Here is a 16,883-nt window from a genome sequence, read left to right on the forward strand (position 1 = left end):
CCCCCTTATTTCGCACGCGGGTCGACGAGGCGGTAAAGCACGTCCGACAGCATATTGATGGCCACAAAGACCAGACCCACCACCACGGTGCCCCCCAGAACGGCCGGCATATCCGCCGAGAAGAGCGCATTGGTGATATACATCCCCAGGCCCGGCCAGGAGAACACGGTCTCGGTCAGAACCGAACCTTCGAGCAGGTTAGCATAAGACAGCGCAATCACGGTAATCAGCGGCACCATCACGTTTTTCAGCGCATGGACCCAGATCACCCGCCATTCCGGCATGCCTTTGACGCGGGCAGTGGTGATATATTCCTGGCTCAGCTCATTAAGCATGAACGAGCGCGTCATGCGGCTGATATAGGCCATCGAGTAATAGCCCAGCACCGCCGAGGGCAGCACCGCATGTTTGACGGCATTGCCAAAAACCGCCCATTCGCCCGCCAGCGCAGAATCGATCAGCACGATCCCGGTCACCCGCACGATGTCAAACTCAAGGGCATCGACAAATTCATTGCTCACCCGGCCACCGCCGCCAACCCAGCCAAGGGTGCCGTAAAAGAGCAAAAGCCCCATCAGCCCCAGCCAGAAGACCGGCGTCGAATAACCCGCAAGACCGATGATCCGCACGATCTGGTCGATCCAGGTGCCAGGGCGCGTTGCTGCCAGAACGCCTGCGGGAATCCCCGTCAGAACGCCGAAAATCGTCGCAATCGTGGCAAGTTCCAGTGTCGCCGGGAAGACATTTTTGATGTCCTCAAGCACCGGACGACGGGTCAGCAGCGAGGTGCCAAGGTCGCCCTGAAACACATTGACCACATAGATGTAGAACTGCTCCCACATCGGCCGGTCAAGGCCCAGCGCCGTGCGCGCAGCCTCAATCTGGGCCTGCGAGGCACGCTCACCGACCACGGCCAGAACGGGATCAATCGGGACCACCCGACCGATGATGAAGGTAACAAAAAGCAGACCAAGGAATGTCGCGGCCAGAGCCAGCACGACACTCAGGACCGTTTTCGTGCGCCGCCACAATTTGGACGGCGATCGCGGAGCGGGGGTCTCGGTAATCGTCATGATATCCAGATGTTATGCCCCCGGGTTTTCGTCCGGGGGCATGGGTTTGCTTAGTTTTTCTCGGTGTACCAGTAGGTTGCCGAGTCGATGGTGCCGCCGGTATGGAAGCCGCTCACATTGGCGCGCAGCGCCGTCTGAGCGATTTCCTGGAACATCGGAACAAAGCCCGAGTCGTCGCGGAATTTGCGCTGCATGTCTTCATACATCGCTTTGCGCTTCTCGGTGTCGCGTTCCACCACAGCCGCATCGACGGCCGCAGTCAGTTCACCCGGATCCCAGGCGTTGCGCCAGGCCAGAACACCGGTCAGCTTTGCTTCATCGGCGTTATCAGGGTTCCATGCAAAGGTCGAGGCATTGGTATGGGGATCGGGATAGTCCGGGCCCCAGGACTGCAGCGTCAGCTCATGGTTACGGGCGCGGTAATCGCCCAGAACTTCCGCACCGGCCCCCGGCTTCAGCGTCACTTTGATGCCCGCCTGACCCAGAGTGTTCTGGATCGCCTGCGCCATCTCCATCCGCAGCTGATCGTTGCGCACGGTCATGGTGACTTCAAAGCCATCCGGATAGCCCGCAGCCGCCAGCAGTTCTTTGGCTTTAGCCACGTCGAGGCTGTAGGGAGTCTCATCCAGCGAGCCGAGATAGCCGGCCGGCAGGAAGCCCTGCTGCACCATCATCTGACCTTTGAGGACGGTCTCGGTGATGCCCTTGTAGTCCACCGCCCAGCGCAGGGCATCCATGACTTCCGGCTTCTTCAGAATCTCATTCTTCTGGTTGGCCGCGATGTAATAGATGTAGCCCTTCGGCGCGGTCTCGATCTTCACATCGGCTGCGCCTTCCAGACCGGCCACATCGGTGTTCGACAGGCCGCGGGCGATGTCGATGTCACCCTTTTCCAGCTGCAGACGCTGGGTTGCGGACTCGGGGATATGGTTGACGCGGACGCGCTTGAGCTTCGCGTCACCGCGCCAGTAGCCCTCACGACGGTCCAGCACATAGCTGTCCTGCGGCTTGAACGAGCGCAGCACATAAGCCCCGGTGCCGGCCGAATTGTTCTTCAGCCACTCATTGCCCATGTCGCCGTTGACCTCATTGGCCATGACGGTCTCTTTGTCGACAATGGCGGCCAGACCTGCGGTCAGGCAGTTGTAGAACATCGAGGGCGCGAAGGGTTTGGCGAGTTTGATGGTGACGGTATTGCCGTCCGCCTTAATCATCTCTTCGACATTTTCCGGGGTGAAGCCGAACTGCGCCAGCACGAAGGCCGGGGTTTTGTTCAGCTTGATCACGCGCTGCAGTGACCAGGCCGCATCTTCCGCCCGCACCGGATTACCCGAAGCAAAGGTAATGCCTTCCTTCATTTTGAAGGTGAAGGTCAGACCATCTTCCGAGACATCCCAGCTTTCCGCCAGACCCGGAATCAGCTCACCCGGTTTGTTCGGGTCCAGCTCAATCAGCGAGTCATAGGTGTTGTTAACGATGTTAACGCCGGAAAACTCAAAGGCTTCTGCCGGGTCGAGCGAAACGATATCGTCGATCTTATCCGCAATCACCAGCGTATCTGCCGGCGTGGCCGCCATGAGAGCCGAAGGCGCAGCCCCCAGCGTAAGCACGGCTGCCAGCGCGAGCCCTGCCGGTCCGAACCGATGATCCAACTTCATATGACTACTCCCTATACGCTCCGCGCCTGGCGCGTTATTCGATCGGCAGACGGGCCGCCTGAGATTTGACCCTCTGATCAGGAAAGCGTGGTCAGAACGCCCCGGTTGTCAAGCAGGCTCACCCGGCAGAATGCCTGCCGTCCCCAGGCATTTAGCGCGATTTTGAATAAAGGCGGAAAAAATGACCCCCGATTTCACTTTCTTCGACGGCCACAATGACCTGCTCTGGCACCTGCACAACCAGAGCGATCTGACGGGCGCCTCCTTCTTCGCAGGCCGCGACGGCGCTCTTGACGTGGCAAAGTGCCGCACAGGCGGTTTCGGCGGCGGCTTTTTCGCTCTCTTCGTGGCCGGAGATGATCTGCCCGGCGCGGATGCGAAACGCCCGGTCGACATAGATAAAGCCCGGCGCGTCACCTTTGAGATGGCCGCCATCCTCGTGCGGATGACCCGTGCCAATCCGGCAAAACTGCGCCTCTGCACCACCGCCGCCCAGATCGAAGAGGCCCGCAGCGCCGGCGCCATTGCCGCCGTCATGCACCTCGAAGGCGCAGAGGCCATCGGCCCGGACTTTGGCGAACTCGAGATGCTCCACGCCGCTGGCCTGCGCTCGCTCGGGCCGGTCTGGAGCCGCTCCAACCGCTTCGGCCATGGCGTCCCCTTCGCCTATCCCTCCACCGGCGACATCGGCCCCGGCCTCACCCCTGAGGGGCTGCGCCTCATCGCGGAATGCGAACGCCTGCGCATCCTGATCGACCTCAGCCACCTCAATGAGGCCGGCTTCAACGATGTCGCAAAACTCTCCTCGCGCCCGCTGGTCGCCACCCATTCCAACGCCCATGGCCTCTGCCCCCATTCGCGCAATTTGACCGACCGCCAGCTGTCGATGATCGCAGAATCAGGCGGCCTTGTGGGGGTGAATTTCGGCACCCGCTTCCTGCGCGCCGATGGGCAGGTCGATCCCGAAACGCCGGTTACCCTGATCGTCGAGCATCTGAAATATCTCATCGACCGCCTGGGCGAGGGCGGTGTGGCCTTCGGCTCCGATTACGACGGCACCCGCGTACCGGCAGAGTTAGAAACCGCCGCCGGCCTGCCAGAACTCATCACCGCCATGCAGCAGGCAGGCTTTGGCGCCTCGCTCATCGAGCGGATCTGCTGGGGCAACTGGATCGGCCTGATCCGCCGCGTGGTGGGCTAAGCCCTGAGCCGCCCCCTTCGGCTTTGGCTTTTTCCAAATACTCTGCAGGGGGTCCGGGGGCCGCACAGGCCCCCGGCGTCTCCCCCCCGCCACCGCGCTCTGCACGCGGCCCTGCTCTGCACGAGGCCCGAATGAAAACGGGGGCGCTCAGGCGCCCCCGTTACGGCAGTGACAGTGAGGGAGACCGCCGCTGCCAGACCCGCCCTGCATGCGGGGATCACAGCTCACTTCGTCAGGATCAGCTTGCCCTGCCGCGTAATGCGCAGCGTGTAGATCTGCCCCTGAAGGTGAATATGCGCGAGATTGCCGCCCGCGGTCAGGCTTTCGGCTGCGTGAACCGGCATCGCGACAGGGGATGCGGGAACGGCGGGGATCATGCGGTCATGCCAGCTCATGGCGAACTCCTGCGGAAGGTTGCGGTCTGTCCGGGGCTGGCCGAGGTGGCGTGGCTGGGGATGGCCTAATCCTGATTGATTCACTAGGTATTGTCAAATCCGGATTGCACCCTGCCCGAAAAAGCATGGGACAGGGCCTCCGACTTCCGCCGGATCAGGGCTGTAACAGCTCCCATGTCACGGTAACTGAGGCGGAATATTCCATCTCCCCCGCCTCAATCGGTGCCGGCGACATGAGCGCCGCCGCCGCCGCCATCCGCATCATCGGAATCGGACCCGGCGCAGCGCCTTCGCGGATCTCCAGCACGCGGCCGAGCTTCACACCTTCAGCCTCTGCCATCATTTCTGCGCGGCGGCGTGCGTCTTTGACGGCGGCAACCCGCGCCTCATCCAGCGCTTTGGCGCTTTCCTGCAGACCAAAGCTCAGGCCACCGATGTCATTTGCACCATCTCTCGTCACCTGATCCAGAATACCGCCGAGCTTTTCCAGATCGCGCACCTGTACGTTCAGCCCGTTGCTCGCCTCATAGCCCTGCAAAACCCGCTCACCCTTTTCCGGATAGCTGTATTCCGGCTGGACCGAGAGACCGCTGGTCTGCAGATCCCGATCCTTCAGCCCTGCGGCGCGCAAAGCCTCCTGCACGCGGCGCATCTGCGCGCTGTTTTTCTCCATCGCCTCTGCCGCCGTCGCTTCCAGGGTCTCAACCCCGATGCGGAGCGTGGCCATATCGGGGGCAACCTTCACCCCCGCTTGTCCGGTTACGGTAATCACGGGCTTCACCTCCGATGCCAGCAGCGGCGCTGCGGCCAGCTGAGAAATCACGACAGCGGCAAGGACCGCTGAGAACATCCTGCGCATCGTTTCACTCCTTTGATGCATCGATGAGAGTATGACGCAGCAGGTTGATGAATTCCTGGCAGATTTTCTTTTACTTGGCAAAATCCTGCTATACGTAACAGGAGACCCCTCACGTCCCAGTGGTAAGCCCGCGCGCACCGGTACATAGTAAGACGCATGAAGCCTTCATTCGCCCTTCTTTTCAGCCAGGACAGCGTCGGTCTTTTGCACCGCCTTTCCCACGGCTGGACCTCTCTCGGATCTGTCCGCTTTGACGATCCCGATCTTATGGATTCGCTGGGCGCCCTGCGCGGCCAGGCGCAGGATCTCGCGCCCGAGGGGTTCAGCACGCTGCTGATCCTTCCCAACAGCGAAGTTCTCTATACCGCGATTGAAGCCGGTGACACCGAGCCTGAGGGTCGCGAGGCCCGGGTGATTGAGGCCCTTGAGGGCCGTACCCCCTATGCCATCGAAGACCTGGTCTATGACTGGGCCGACAGCAACGGCGTGATCCGCATCGCCGCCGCCGCCCGTGAGACCCTGGCAGAGGCCGAGGGCTTTGGCCGCGATTATCGCTTCAACCCCGCCGCCTTCGCCGCCCATCCTGAGGGCGATGCCTTCATCGGTCTTGCCTGGTTTGGCCTGACCGACGCCAGCGCCGCTCTGCCGGAGACTGAGCGCCCGTCGCGCGAAACCGGCCCGCTGGTGATCCTGCCCCCCGGGGACAGCCCGGATGCGCTGCCCCCCGCGGCTGCCCTGGCCGGGGCTGCGGTAGTGGCCGCTGCCACCGGACTGAGCGATGACGCGCCTGCTGCCGAAGACGCGGACCTGCCCGAGGCTGAGGCTGAGGCTGAGGCTGAGGCTGAGGCTGAGGCATCGGTTGCAGACCCTGTTGTGGAAGCCGAGCCCGTCGCCGAACCGGAAATCACGCCGGAACCCGAAACCGGACCCGCGCCTGAGCCTGAGCCTGAGCCTGAGCCTGAGCCTGAGCCTGAGCCTGAGCCGGTCTGGCCTGCCGCGCCCACGGCGGAAAGCGTTTTCGCAGATGCTGCCGAGGCTGAGCCGCTCTGGCAGCCGGGATCGCTCTCTGAAGAACTCGCCTCGGACGCTGAATTTGAAACCGACGGCGCGCCGGAGGATGAGCCGGAGCTGCCCGCTGCCGCACATATCATCGACGCGCCCCCCGCTGACGCGCCGCTTTATGAGCATTCGGACTGGGCCCCCGCCCCCAGCGATGTCTCGCCCGCAGCCCGCCTGCTGGCAGAACTGGCCTCGCGGCCGCAGACCGCCACCCCGGCCCCTGCGACCCTCGCCGAACGCCTTGCTGCCGCAGCCGCCGCAGAGGCGCCGGAGGAGGCTTCCGCAGAACCGGCGGAGACCTCTGCACGGCCTGACAGTGAAGATATCAGCATCTCTGAGGCGATTGCCGCTGAAAGCGATCCGGCAGAGCTGACCGAATCCTGGCCCGGCGACACCGAAGAGATCCTCGCCGCGACGAAAGACGCTCTGGCCGCCTCGCTTACGCCCGGCCCGATGGCCACTCCGGCTGCCCCGCGGGCACCGCGCCTCAGCCCGAAAGTGCCGCCTGCGCCCGCCGCACCTGAGCGTCTGCGCAAGGCCCTCGATCAGCCCCCGCCGCGCCGTCGTGGCGATAAACCCGCAGCGACCCGCCCCGCAGCCGCCGCCGTGCCGCCACAGATCACTGCCACCGGCCCGCGTGCCAAAGTCAAACCCGCCGCCAGTGAGGCGGAGGCCATGACCGTCTACGGGCGCCGCAGCCGCGAGGTCGGCGGCAAGCCGCGTTATCTCGGCCTTGCAATGACCGGCGTGCTGCTTGCGCTTTTGCTGGCCGTGGCGATCTGGGCCGCGATTTTCCTTGAAAGCCCCGCCGATCAGGGGGCTGCAGGGGAGACAGCCCCGCTTACTCTGGCGCAGGACGGCGATTATCTGACCGAGGCGGATCTGCTGCCCGCAGCCCCCCCCGCAGACGGGGAAGCGGAACCCGCGGCCCTGCCTGAGACCGCAGCTTTGCCGGAAGCAGCAACCGAGACCCCGGCCCCCGCCCTCCCTGAGACGGCGGAAGCCCAGCCCCTGCCCGTCCCTGTGGACGAAACTGCAGCCGAGGCGCCGGTCACGGCGGCTCTGCCCGAGACGGCCCCGCAAAGCACTGCGGGGCTGAGTGTGGATGAGCTGACCCTGCCCGGCGCTGATACGCCGCTGGCAGGCCTGCCCGCACCGCAGCCGGTGCAAAGCGCCTCCGTTTCGACCGCCAATCACGACCCGGCCCCCGCGCCGGTCGGCGCGCTGCCGGCCCTGGGCGCGCTTTATCAGTTTGACAGCGAAGGCCGCATTCTGCCCACGGCAGAGGGCGTCATCACCCCCGATGGCATCCTTCTGGTCGCTGCCCGCCCCGCAAAGGTGCCTCCGGCCCGCCCCGCCTCCGCCGAGGCGAGCCCTGCCGCCCCGGCGGAGGCCACCGCACCGGAAAGCACCGCCGAAGCCTCCGGCAGCTTTGAGCCCGATAACAGCCTCACCCGCTTTCGCCCGAAATTTCGCCCCGAAACCGGCGCCCCGTCCGATCAGGGCGCCGTTCAGGGCACGGTCGCGACCGAGCCGGAGACCACGACCGCTGAGGTCCTGATCCCCGGCGCGCCAACCCGGCGTCCTGCGGCGCGCAACGCCGCTGCCGAGACCGCCGCCCGCCGCCTGAGCGAGAGCGAAAAAGCGCAAAGCCTGGCTGAGGCCGCGGCGGCTGCGGCCAGCGCGGCCTCTCTCGTTTCGGCGGACAGCGCGCTTCCGGCCACACGCCGCCCGGCGGCCCGCCCGGGTGCGCTGGCCTCCGTGGTCCCTGCCGCGGCGATCGCGGCCCCGCCGCAACTGCGTCAGGCCGCAGCCGCTCCGGCTGCGCCGCGCCGCAACAGCGCTCCGCCGAATGCAAACGAAAGCAGCCCCGAAGACGATGATGGCGAACCGGAGATCACCCGCGCCGCGCCTCGCATTCCGACCCAGGCCTCGGTCGCACGCCAGGCAACGCTGACCCGCGCGATCAATCTGTCTCAGGTCAATCTGATCGGCGTCTTCGGCACCGCCTCGCAACGCTACGCCCTGGTGCGCGAAGGCGGTGGCCGCGTGGTTCGCGTCAAAGTGGGCGACCGGGTGGACGGTGGCCGCGTCACCGCCATCGGCGCCAGCAATCTCAGCTATCAAAAGGGCAGCTCGGTCCGGCAGCTGGCTTTGCCGCGCGGCTGATCAGACCCCGGACCGGATCTTCAGAACCGGCCCCCGCCTTACGGCGCGGGCCGTTTTTTATATCAGCCGTCAAGCTCTGCGGCGATTTCAGACAGATGCTGCGCCAGAACGGCGGGCATCGAGAGAAAGGGCGAATGCGAGGCGGGCAACACGCGATGCCGCCCCGGGGGCAGATCGGCGGCCATCTGCGCCTGATACTCCGGCGGGATCGTCTGATCCTGCGCACAGCGCAGATAGAACTGCGGCAGGCTGCGCGAGCGCTCGGTTACGCTCAGCGGCTCTTCCTGCGGGCGGATCGGCTGGGGCGTGAGCGAGGCGATCTGCCAGGCCTGGATCTCTTCAGAGCAATCCTGCGCCAGCAGTTTCGCCGCACGGTCGGCTTTGAACAGGAAGCTCTCTCCCAGGATATCAAGCGCCCCCTGAAGCGGCTGGCGCGGCGCAAGCCGGCGCATCTGCGCCAGCGAAAGCCCCGAGACCGGACGATAGGCGCAGAGATAGACGAGCGCCCGGATCTGCGAGGGGTCGGCCTCAGCCGCGGCCGTGATCGGATAGCCGCCCATCGAATGCCCCACGAGAATGGCCGGCTCGCGCAGCGCCGCGAGCACCGCCTGTGCATAGAGATCCAGCGTTACCTCCGCCCGGTCGGTCGGATCTGCGCCCGCGCCCGGCAGATCGATGGCCTGCACGCTGTGGCCCAGGCGTTCCAGCTCAGGCCGCAGATAGTCCCAGCACCAGGCTCCGTGGCAGGAGCCGTGGATCAACAGAAAATGCGCCATGTATCCCTCCCTCTGGCGCGGTCAGCTTTTGCCAAACCGGGCTGAGGTGCAAGGCGCGATCAATGGCTGTGGCCGCATCCGGCGTGAGGAGCGTGGTGATTGTGATTGTGATTGTGATCGTGATCGTGATCGTGGTCAGAGCCACAGCCACAGCCCTCGCCGCAACCACCCATCGGATCGCGGGGCGCGGGCTCATGAAACGCATGGCCGATTCGGTCCAGGAATGCGCCGAGTTCCCGGGCGAAATCCTCCGGCCGGTCGAGCGATGCGAGATGGCCCGCCCCGCGCAGCAGCACAAAATCGGCTCCCGCCATCAGGTCAGACGTCTCGCGCAGCATATCGGGCGGGGTTGCCCCGTCATTCGCGCCCGCGAGCACCAGCGCAGGCAGCGTCAGCCGCGCGGTGGTGGCATAGAAATCGGTCCCGGCAATGGCCCCGCAGGCGGCCAGATAGCTCTCATCCTTCATCGACAGCAGCATGTCCCGCGCAACCTCAGCCGGCCTGGACTTTTGCGCGAATCGCGGAAACCACCGCTGAAGTTCAGCCGCAGCCACTGCCTCCATGCCGCCTGCGCGGGTCAGTTCGGCCCGCGCGGCCCAGGTCTCCGCCGTGCCGATCTTGGTGGCTGTGCCGCAGAGCACCAGCGCCCGCACCAGATCGAGCCGCTTGACCGCCAGGGCCTGGGCGATCATGCCGCCCAGCGAGTGGCCGACAAAGACACAGTCGCGCAGGGCGAGATGATCCATCAGCGCCTCAGCATCGCGCACCAGCGCCCCCATCGACCAGGGCGCAGGCGGACCCTCCGATCCGCCGTGACCGCGCAGGTCAAAGCGGATCAGCCGGAACTTCTGCGGCAGAGCGGCCACCACCTCCTCCCAAAGCTCAAGGCGGGTGCCGAGGCCATGGGCAAAGACCACCGGTGCGCCCCGGGGATCCCCCTCTTCGCACCAGTGGAGACGATGGTCGGGCAGGTCGAGAAAGGGCATCAGCTCTCCGGCAGGTGCAGCGCGCGCAGGAAGACCTCGGTGTCGACATTGCCGCCCGAGGCGATGCAGATGACCGCATCCCCTTCGATCTCTGCGCTGTGGAACAAAGCCGCTGCAAGGCCCACGGCCCCGCCCGGCTCGATGGTGATTTTCAGCCGCTGAAAGGCCAGCGCCATGGCGCGGAGCACTTCTTCTTCGGTGACGACAATGCCGGGGCCGGAGAGGCGCTGCTGAATCGGGAAGGTCAGCACCCCCGGCGTCGGCGTGACGATGGCATCGCAAAGCGAGCTGGCCCTGCTGGCATTCGACAGCCGCTCACCGGCTTTCACCGAGCGGGCGGTGTCGTCATAGCCCTCGGGCTCGCAGGGGCGGGCGCGCAGGCCGGGGGCCGTGGCCTCAAGGGCAAGGGCCACGCCTGCGGTCAGACCACCGCCGCCGCAGGGGATCAGCACATCGGCTGTGGTCACGCCCAGCTCTGCCGCCTGTTCCGCGATCTCGAGGCCGGAGGTGCCCTGCCCCGCAATCACCATCGGCTCATCATAGGGTTTGATCAGCGTCAGCCCGCGCTCAGAGGCGATGGCCTGACCGATGGCATCACGGTCCTCCGTGGCGCGGTCGTAAAGCACCACTTCGGCGCCATAGGCGCGGGTATTGGCGATTTTCAGCGCGGGCGCGTCTTTCGGCATCACGATCACCGCAGAGGTGCCATGCAGCTTTGCCGCAAGGGCGACGCCCTGGGCGTGGTTGCCGCTGGAATAAGCGATCACCCCACGGGCGCGCACCTCCGGCGCAAGGGCCGAGAGTGCCGACCAGGCCCCGCGAAACTTAAAAGATCCGGTCTGCTGCAGGCATTCCGCCTTTACCAGCACCCGCCGCCCCGCGATCTCATCAAGGAAGGGCGAGGACAGAAGCGGCGTGCGGCGCAGATGGCCTGCCCCACGGGCGGCGGCGGCGCGGATCTCGGTGATATCGGTCATGAAAGCTCTCCCGGCTGGCATGGCGCGAGGCTACACCCGGCGCGGACGCAAAGACCAGTGGTCAGGCCTCAATGAGGGCGCGGGCGGCTTCGCGTGCCGCATCGGTGATCTGATCGCCCGAAATCATGCGCGCCACTTCATCGACGCGCTCTGCCGCATCGAGGCCCGTGATGGTTGAGAGGGTTTTCTCATCAATCACCCGCTTTTCCACCCGCCAGTGATGCGCCCCAAGGGCCGCGACCTGCGGGCTGTGGGTGACGACCAGGACCTGCGCCTCTTCGGCCAGACGACGCAGACGGCGGCCCACGGCATCAGCGGTCGCCCCGCCGACACCGCGGTCGATTTCGTCAAAGATCATCGTGAGGCCCGAGGTGCCCTCAGTGAGGCAGACCTTCAGCGCCAGCAGGAAGCGCGACAATTCCCCGCCCGAGGCGATGCGGTTGAGCGGACCGGAAGGCGCGCCGGGGTTGGTCGCCACGGTGAAGGCCACGGCATCCGCGCCCTCCTGGCCCGGCGTATCGGGGCGCACTTCGGTGCGAAAGACCGCACGCTCCATTTTCAGCGGCGCAAGTTCTGCCGCCATGGCCTGGTCGAGGCGGGCCGCAGCTTCCGTGCGCAGCGCGGTCAGCTTTGCGCAAAGCGCCAGATGCGCGGCGCGGGCGGTGCTTTCGGCCTTCTCCAGCGCGGCCATATCGCGGTCAGCGCCGTCGAGCGCATCCAGACGGCGGCGCAGATCCTGAGTCAGGAGCCCCAGATCATCGGGCGTCACCGAATGTTTGCGGGCCATGGCGCGGATGGCAAAGAGCCGCTCTTCCACGCGCTCAAGCTCTGACGGATCGGCGTCGAGCACATCAAGCGCGTGATCGATCCCGGCCTGCGCCTCGGAGAGTTCGGCCATGGCGCGGGTCAGCGCGGCCAGCGGCGCATCAAGACGGCCCTCAAAGACGGCAGCGCCCCGCTCTGCCGCGCCTTCCAGCCAGCGCTGCGCATCGCGCAGCACGCCTTCCGCGCCCTGGGGCGAGAGCGCCTGAACGGCGCGGGCCATATCTTCACGGACTTTCTCGGCCTGCTGCAGCGCGCGGCGGCGCACATCAAGGACCGCATCCTCACCCGGTTCGGGGGCAAGCTTGTCGAGTTCACCCACGGCATGGCGCAGGAAATCTTCTTCGGCCTTCAACTGCTGAAGATGGCTTTCCGCCGTCTCACGGTCGCGACGCGCGCGGCTGAGGGCGCTAAAGGCAGAGCGCACCTCCGCCAGCAGCGGCGCTGAGCCTGCGAAGTCGTCCAGCAGCGCCCGGTGGCCCTTTGGGTCCAGCAGGCCACGGTCATCATGCTGGCCATGCAGTTCGACCAGATGATCTGAGAGATTGCGCAGAAGTTCGGCGCCGACGCGGCGGTCATTGGCCCAGGCCTGACGACGCCCCTCAGGGGTGACGGTGCGGCGCAGAATCAGGGTGTCTTCGGCTTCAATCCCGGCCTCACGCAGCACGGCTTCCGCGCCATGCCCGGCAGGCAGATCAAATTCGGCAATCACTTCGCCCAGATCCGCGCCCTGACGCACCAGATCCGCACGCCCGCGCCAGCCCAGCACAAAGCCCAGACAGTCGAGCAGAATCGACTTCCCCGCCCCGGTCTCACCGGTCAGCACATTCAGGCCCGGCCGCAGATCAAGCTCCAGCCGGTCAATGAGCAGCATATCGCGAATGGTCAGACTGCGCAGCATCGGGTTCTTCCGGGGTCGTCGTCGTCTTGGTCGTCAGCAGGGCGAAGCGGCAGTCGGGGAATGGCTCAGAGCCATTTCCCCTGGATCGTGCGCCGATAGACGGTCTGCAGCCAGCCCTGACCTTCGGCCACCGGGCTCAGACCGCGACCGGTCAGCAGGCGGTAGCTGTCGTCATAGAAGGGCGAGCCACGGAAGTTGTGACCCAGAATGGCCCCTGCCGTCTGCGCCTCACCAGTCAGGCCAAGCGCGAGATAGCTTTCCACCAGACGGTGAAGCGCTTCGGGCGTGTGGCTGGTGGTCTGGAACTGCTCAACCACCACGCGGAACCGGTTGATCGCAGCTGTGTAATGGCCGCGGCGCAGGTAATAGCGCCCGATCTCCATCTCTTTTCCGGCCAGATGGTCGAAAGCGAGATCGAATTTCAGCGTCGCCGAGCGGGCATATTCGCTGTCGGGGTATTCTTCGATCACAACGCGCAGGGCCTGAAGCGCCTGGAAGGTCAGGCCCTGGTCTTTGCCGATGTCATCAATCTGATCGTAATAAGAGATCGCCAGCAGATACTGCGCCCAAGCCGAATCTTCCTCGCCCGGATACTGGTCGAGATAGCGCTGTGCCGCGCTGCGGGCCTCTTCGTATTTCTTTTGCTGATGGAAGGCATAGGCCTGCATCACCAGCGCGCGTTTGGACCATTCAGAATAGGGGTAAAGACGCTCAACTTCGGCAAAATATTTACCGCCGTCGCCCTTGCGGGGATCGCGCTTCATCTCGCGCTCACCCAGAGCGAAGATTTCACTGGCCTGCATCGCTTCGAGATTAAGTGACTCGTCGCTTTTCGATGCACAGCCCGCAGCCAGCCCGATCGCCAGCACTGCCGCCACATATCTGGCGCCTTTGGCCCAACCCGTCATTGTTACGTCTGCTCCTGCGGCCTGAACGTACAGTCAGCCCGGGGCGGTTCCTCCCCGGCCTTCCGCTGCCTCTGTTCTGACACCTAGCACAGAAAAATTCAGTGCGCAAAACGCCTTTCACGCCTGGAGCGTGTTCAGGCCGGCATCAGTTCGGACCCGGTGGGCAGATCCGCCATGGTGACGCCTGCGCCGGGCAGTTTCCGACCCGAACGCGCGGTGACTTCCGTCCAGATCCAGGCCCCCGGAGTGGCAAAAAGCTGCCGAAGCAGGCGGTTGGTCATGGCGTGACCCGCACGAATCCCGGTGTAGCGACCCTGAATTGGGCCACCGGCAAGCGCCAGATCCCCGAGCGCGTCGAGCATCTTGTGACGCACCGGCTCATCGCGGTAGCGCAGACCACCGGGGCTGAGGACGCGGTCACCGTCAACCACGACCGCATTTTCCAGCGTGCCGCCGAGCGCCAGACCATGGGTCTGCATGAAATCCACATCCGCCTGACGGCAGAAGGTGCGGCTGTCCGACAGCTCACGCACGAAGGTGCCATTGGTCAGATTGAGCTGTTTTTCCTGATGACCGATCGCGGCATCTGCGAAATCGATCTCAAAATTCATTTCCATCGAATCGGCGGGCTCAAGGCGGGCCACGGCCTCGCCATCGCGCACTTCAACCGCTTTGAGGATCTTGAGCACACGCACCGGAACCTGCGAGGCGATCAGACCCACGCGCAGAAACTCCCGCACGAAGGGGGCCGAGGAGCCGTCAAGGATTGGAACTTCCGGGCCGGTGACTTCGATGCGGGCATTGTGCACGCCACAGCCGGTAAGCGCCGCCATGATATGCTCAACGGTGGAAAGGGTCGCGCCCGATGCGTTCGACAGCAGGGTGCAGAGTTTGGACGGCACCACCTGGTCCCATTTGGCCGGCAGACGCTGTTCGGCCTCAGGCAGGTCGGTGCGGAAAAACACGATGCCATAGTTCGCCGGTGCCGGATGCACGGTCATGCGAACAGGAGCCCCCGAATGGAGACCAACACCGTCAAACACAACTGACGTTCCGAGAGTGCTTTGCACGTTCAACTCCGTCTGCTCATTTTCGCTTGCGCGATGTGGGACATCCCACGGGCAATCCCTGCCGTATTTTTCACTGCGGTCTGCGCCGCGTTACGGATTATTAGCTATGCGAGTGCAGCATGAACGGCAACTCACACATTCCTTCGCCCTGTAACGGGGCTGAAACATTTGAAACAATCACGTTAAGTCGCTGAAAAATAACAAAAAGCCGGGGTTTCCCCCCGGCTTTCGATCACGCAATGTTACAGGGATTAATTGGCCTGACGACGCAGGAACGCCGGAATCTCGATGCGATCGCTGTCGTGATCCTGCTCATCCTCATAGCTGCCATGGGCCGGAGCCTGCGGCTGAACGCGCATCTGCGGCTGCGCCTGGGGCTGCGGCGCGGGGGCCGGAGCGGGCTCGGGCGCGTGACCCGCCATACGGCCGATCAGCGAACCCAGACCAAAGCGCGAGCGCACCGGCTCTTCCTGGCGGGGGGCTGCGGGCTGCGGCGCGGCGGCGCGCTGCTGCATCGGCTGCGAAGGCGTGCGAGACACCGCATCGCGCAGACGGGCGAGAGCTTCCGGCGAGGGGGTGCCTGCCGGGGCACGGCGCGGCGCCATGAATTCGCCGGCGTCCCCCTCGATGGCCGAAGGGGCCTGACGGTGCATCGGCTGCTGAACCGGCTGCTGGATCGGCGCCGGGGCGCGGGTCTGCGGCTGGTAGGCAGGCGGCGGCAGATCCGGCTCGGCTGCGGGCTGGTGATGCTGAACCGGGGCCTCATAGGCCTGACGCTCGTAGCTCTCCTGCGGCTGCGGTGCAGCGGCGGCGGGCTGCTGCCAGCTTTGCTGCGGTGCAGGCTGCTCGACCGGAGCGGCGGGCTGGTGATGCTGCGCGGCGGGTTGATAGCCCGGCTGGAAGGCGGCGCGCTGCTGCGGTGCCGGTGCCATCTGCTGCATCGGTGCCGGAGCGGCTTGCGGAGCCGGTGCGGCTGCAGCGGCCTGACGCGCTGCGGCTTCCATCTGACGGGCCGCGGCGTCGATGCCGGTTGCAACAACCGACACGCGGATGCGGCCATCCATCGACGGATCCATGGTAGAACCCACGATGATATTGGCGTCCGGATCCACTTTCTCACGGATCAGGCCTGCAGCCTCATCCAGCTCAAACAGGGTCAGATCATAGCCGCCGGTGATGTTGATCAGCACGCCCTTCGCACCGTTGAGCGAGATCTCATCAAGGAGCGGGTTGGCGATGGCTTTCTCAGCCGCCTCAATGGCGCGGTTCTGGCCCTCGGCCTCACCGGCGCCCATCATGGCTTTGCCCATCTCATCCATCACCGAGCGGACGTCGGCGAAGTCGAGGTTGATGAGGCCCGGCCGGACCATCAGGTCGGTCACGCCTTTGACGCCCTGATAGAGCACATCATCGGCCATGGCGAAGGCTTCGGTGAAGGTGGTCTTTTCATTCGCCAGACGGAAGAGGTTCTGGTTCGGAATGATGATCAGCGTATCGACGACCTTCTGCAGCGCCTCAACGCCGTCATCGGCCTGACGCATGCGCTTGGCCCCTTCAAAGGCGAAGGGCTTGGTCACGACGCCAACGGTCAGAACGCCGAGTTCACGCGCAGCCTGAGCGATGATCGGGGCCGCACCGGTGCCGGTGCCGCCGCCCATACCGGCGGTGATGAAGCACATGTGCACGCCGGCCAGGTGATCGACGATCTGTTCAATCGACTCTTCGGCAGCGGCTGCACCGATCTGCGGCTTAGCCCCTGCGCCCAGGCCTTCGGTAACCCGCGCGCCCAGTTGCACGCGATGCGAGGCGCGGCTTTGCGCCAGCGCCTGCGCGTCGGTATTCGCCACGACGAACTCAACGCCCTCAAGCTGCTGGTCGATCATATTGTTGACCGCATTCCCACCAGCGCCGCCGACGCCGAATACCGTGATCCGGGGTTTCAGTTCGGCCCCGTCGTCCGCCATGAGAAGATTCAACGCCATACTCGCCGCCTGCCTTGTTGACTGTGCCGCCACCAACCCCGTGACCG

13 protein-coding genes are annotated in these 16,883 nt (G+C 65.1%); 2 read left to right on the plus strand and 11 right to left on the minus strand.

Going from position 1 to position 16,883, the window contains the following annotated elements; genetic code table 11:
- Nucleotides 1-5: 5 nt before the first annotated feature.
- Together EP867_RS01965 and EP867_RS01970 are read right to left on the minus strand one after the other, a co-directional pair.
- Nucleotides 6-1,073, minus strand: coding sequence for an ABC transporter permease (locus tag EP867_RS01965; protein ID WP_128486518.1), 1,068 nt, complete (start codon nucleotides 1,071-1,073; stop codon nucleotides 6-8).
- A 50-nt stretch (nucleotides 1,074-1,123) separates the two neighbouring features.
- Entirely contained in the window at nucleotides 1,124-2,731 is a 1,608-nt protein-coding gene (locus EP867_RS01970; RefSeq protein WP_128486519.1) for an ABC transporter substrate-binding protein, read from the minus strand.
- 181 nt (nucleotides 2,732-2,912) lie between these two features.
- Between EP867_RS01970 and EP867_RS01975 the strand changes: the two genes are divergently transcribed.
- Nucleotides 2,913-3,932, plus strand: a complete 1,020-nt coding sequence (locus tag EP867_RS01975; protein ID WP_128486520.1) for a dipeptidase — start codon at nucleotides 2,913-2,915, stop codon at nucleotides 3,930-3,932.
- 224 nt (nucleotides 3,933-4,156) lie between these two features.
- On the opposite strand, the gene hemP is transcribed toward EP867_RS01975, so the two are convergent.
- Both hemP and EP867_RS01985 read right to left on the minus strand, forming a co-directional pair.
- Nucleotides 4,157-4,309, minus strand: coding sequence for a hemin uptake protein HemP (hemP, locus tag EP867_RS01980; protein WP_128486584.1), 153 nt, complete (start codon nucleotides 4,307-4,309; stop codon nucleotides 4,157-4,159).
- A gap of 172 nt (nucleotides 4,310-4,481) precedes the next feature.
- Nucleotides 4,482-5,186: an SIMPL domain-containing protein gene (locus tag EP867_RS01985; RefSeq protein ID WP_164888738.1), complete on the minus strand. Its 705-nt coding sequence runs from the start codon at nucleotides 5,184-5,186 to the stop codon at nucleotides 4,482-4,484.
- 156 nt (nucleotides 5,187-5,342) lie between these two features.
- Between EP867_RS01985 and EP867_RS01990 the strand changes: the two genes are divergently transcribed.
- Nucleotides 5,343-8,414: a hypothetical protein gene (locus EP867_RS01990; protein WP_128486522.1), complete on the plus strand. Its 3,072-nt coding sequence runs from the start codon at nucleotides 5,343-5,345 to the stop codon at nucleotides 8,412-8,414.
- Nucleotides 8,415-8,476: 62 nt separating this feature from the next.
- On the opposite strand, the gene EP867_RS01995 is transcribed toward EP867_RS01990, so the two are convergent.
- The 7 genes from EP867_RS01995 to ftsZ all read right to left on the minus strand — a co-directional run bounded on the left by EP867_RS01995 (nucleotide 8,477) and on the right by ftsZ (nucleotide 16,836).
- Nucleotides 8,477-9,190 (minus strand): alpha/beta fold hydrolase, encoded by a 714-nt coding sequence (locus EP867_RS01995; protein ID WP_128486523.1) that lies wholly within the window; start codon nucleotides 9,188-9,190, stop codon nucleotides 8,477-8,479.
- 59 nt (nucleotides 9,191-9,249) lie between these two features.
- Complete coding sequence (gene pcaD / locus EP867_RS02000; RefSeq protein WP_128486524.1) at nucleotides 9,250-10,176, minus strand: 3-oxoadipate enol-lactonase; 927 nt, start codon at nucleotides 10,174-10,176, stop codon at nucleotides 9,250-9,252.
- Nucleotides 10,176-11,153, minus strand: a complete 978-nt coding sequence (locus tag EP867_RS02005; protein ID WP_128486525.1) for a threonine ammonia-lyase — start codon at nucleotides 11,151-11,153, stop codon at nucleotides 10,176-10,178. The genes pcaD and EP867_RS02005 overlap by 1 nt, the downstream gene beginning before the upstream one ends.
- A 61-nt stretch (nucleotides 11,154-11,214) precedes the next feature.
- Nucleotides 11,215-12,876: a DNA repair protein RecN gene (recN, locus tag EP867_RS02010; protein ID WP_128486526.1), complete on the minus strand. Its 1,662-nt coding sequence runs from the start codon at nucleotides 12,874-12,876 to the stop codon at nucleotides 11,215-11,217.
- 65 nt (nucleotides 12,877-12,941) lie between these two features.
- A complete protein-coding gene (locus EP867_RS02015) occupies nucleotides 12,942-13,784 on the minus strand; it encodes an outer membrane protein assembly factor BamD (protein WP_128486527.1) in 843 nt (280 codons plus the stop codon).
- Between the two features lie 134 nt (nucleotides 13,785-13,918).
- Nucleotides 13,919-14,854 (minus strand): UDP-3-O-acyl-N-acetylglucosamine deacetylase, encoded by a 936-nt coding sequence (lpxC, locus tag EP867_RS02020; RefSeq protein ID WP_128486528.1) that lies wholly within the window; start codon nucleotides 14,852-14,854, stop codon nucleotides 13,919-13,921.
- Between the two features lie 251 nt (nucleotides 14,855-15,105).
- The gene (ftsZ, locus tag EP867_RS02025) at nucleotides 15,106-16,836 is read right to left on the minus strand and encodes a cell division protein FtsZ (protein ID WP_128486529.1); all 1,731 of its coding nucleotides are present in this window, start codon (nucleotides 16,834-16,836) and stop codon (nucleotides 15,106-15,108) included.
- Nucleotides 16,837-16,883 lie beyond the last annotated feature (47 nt).

Source organism: Falsigemmobacter intermedius (assembly GCF_004054105.1).
GTDB lineage: Bacteria > Pseudomonadota > Alphaproteobacteria > Rhodobacterales > Rhodobacteraceae > Wagnerdoeblera > Wagnerdoeblera intermedia.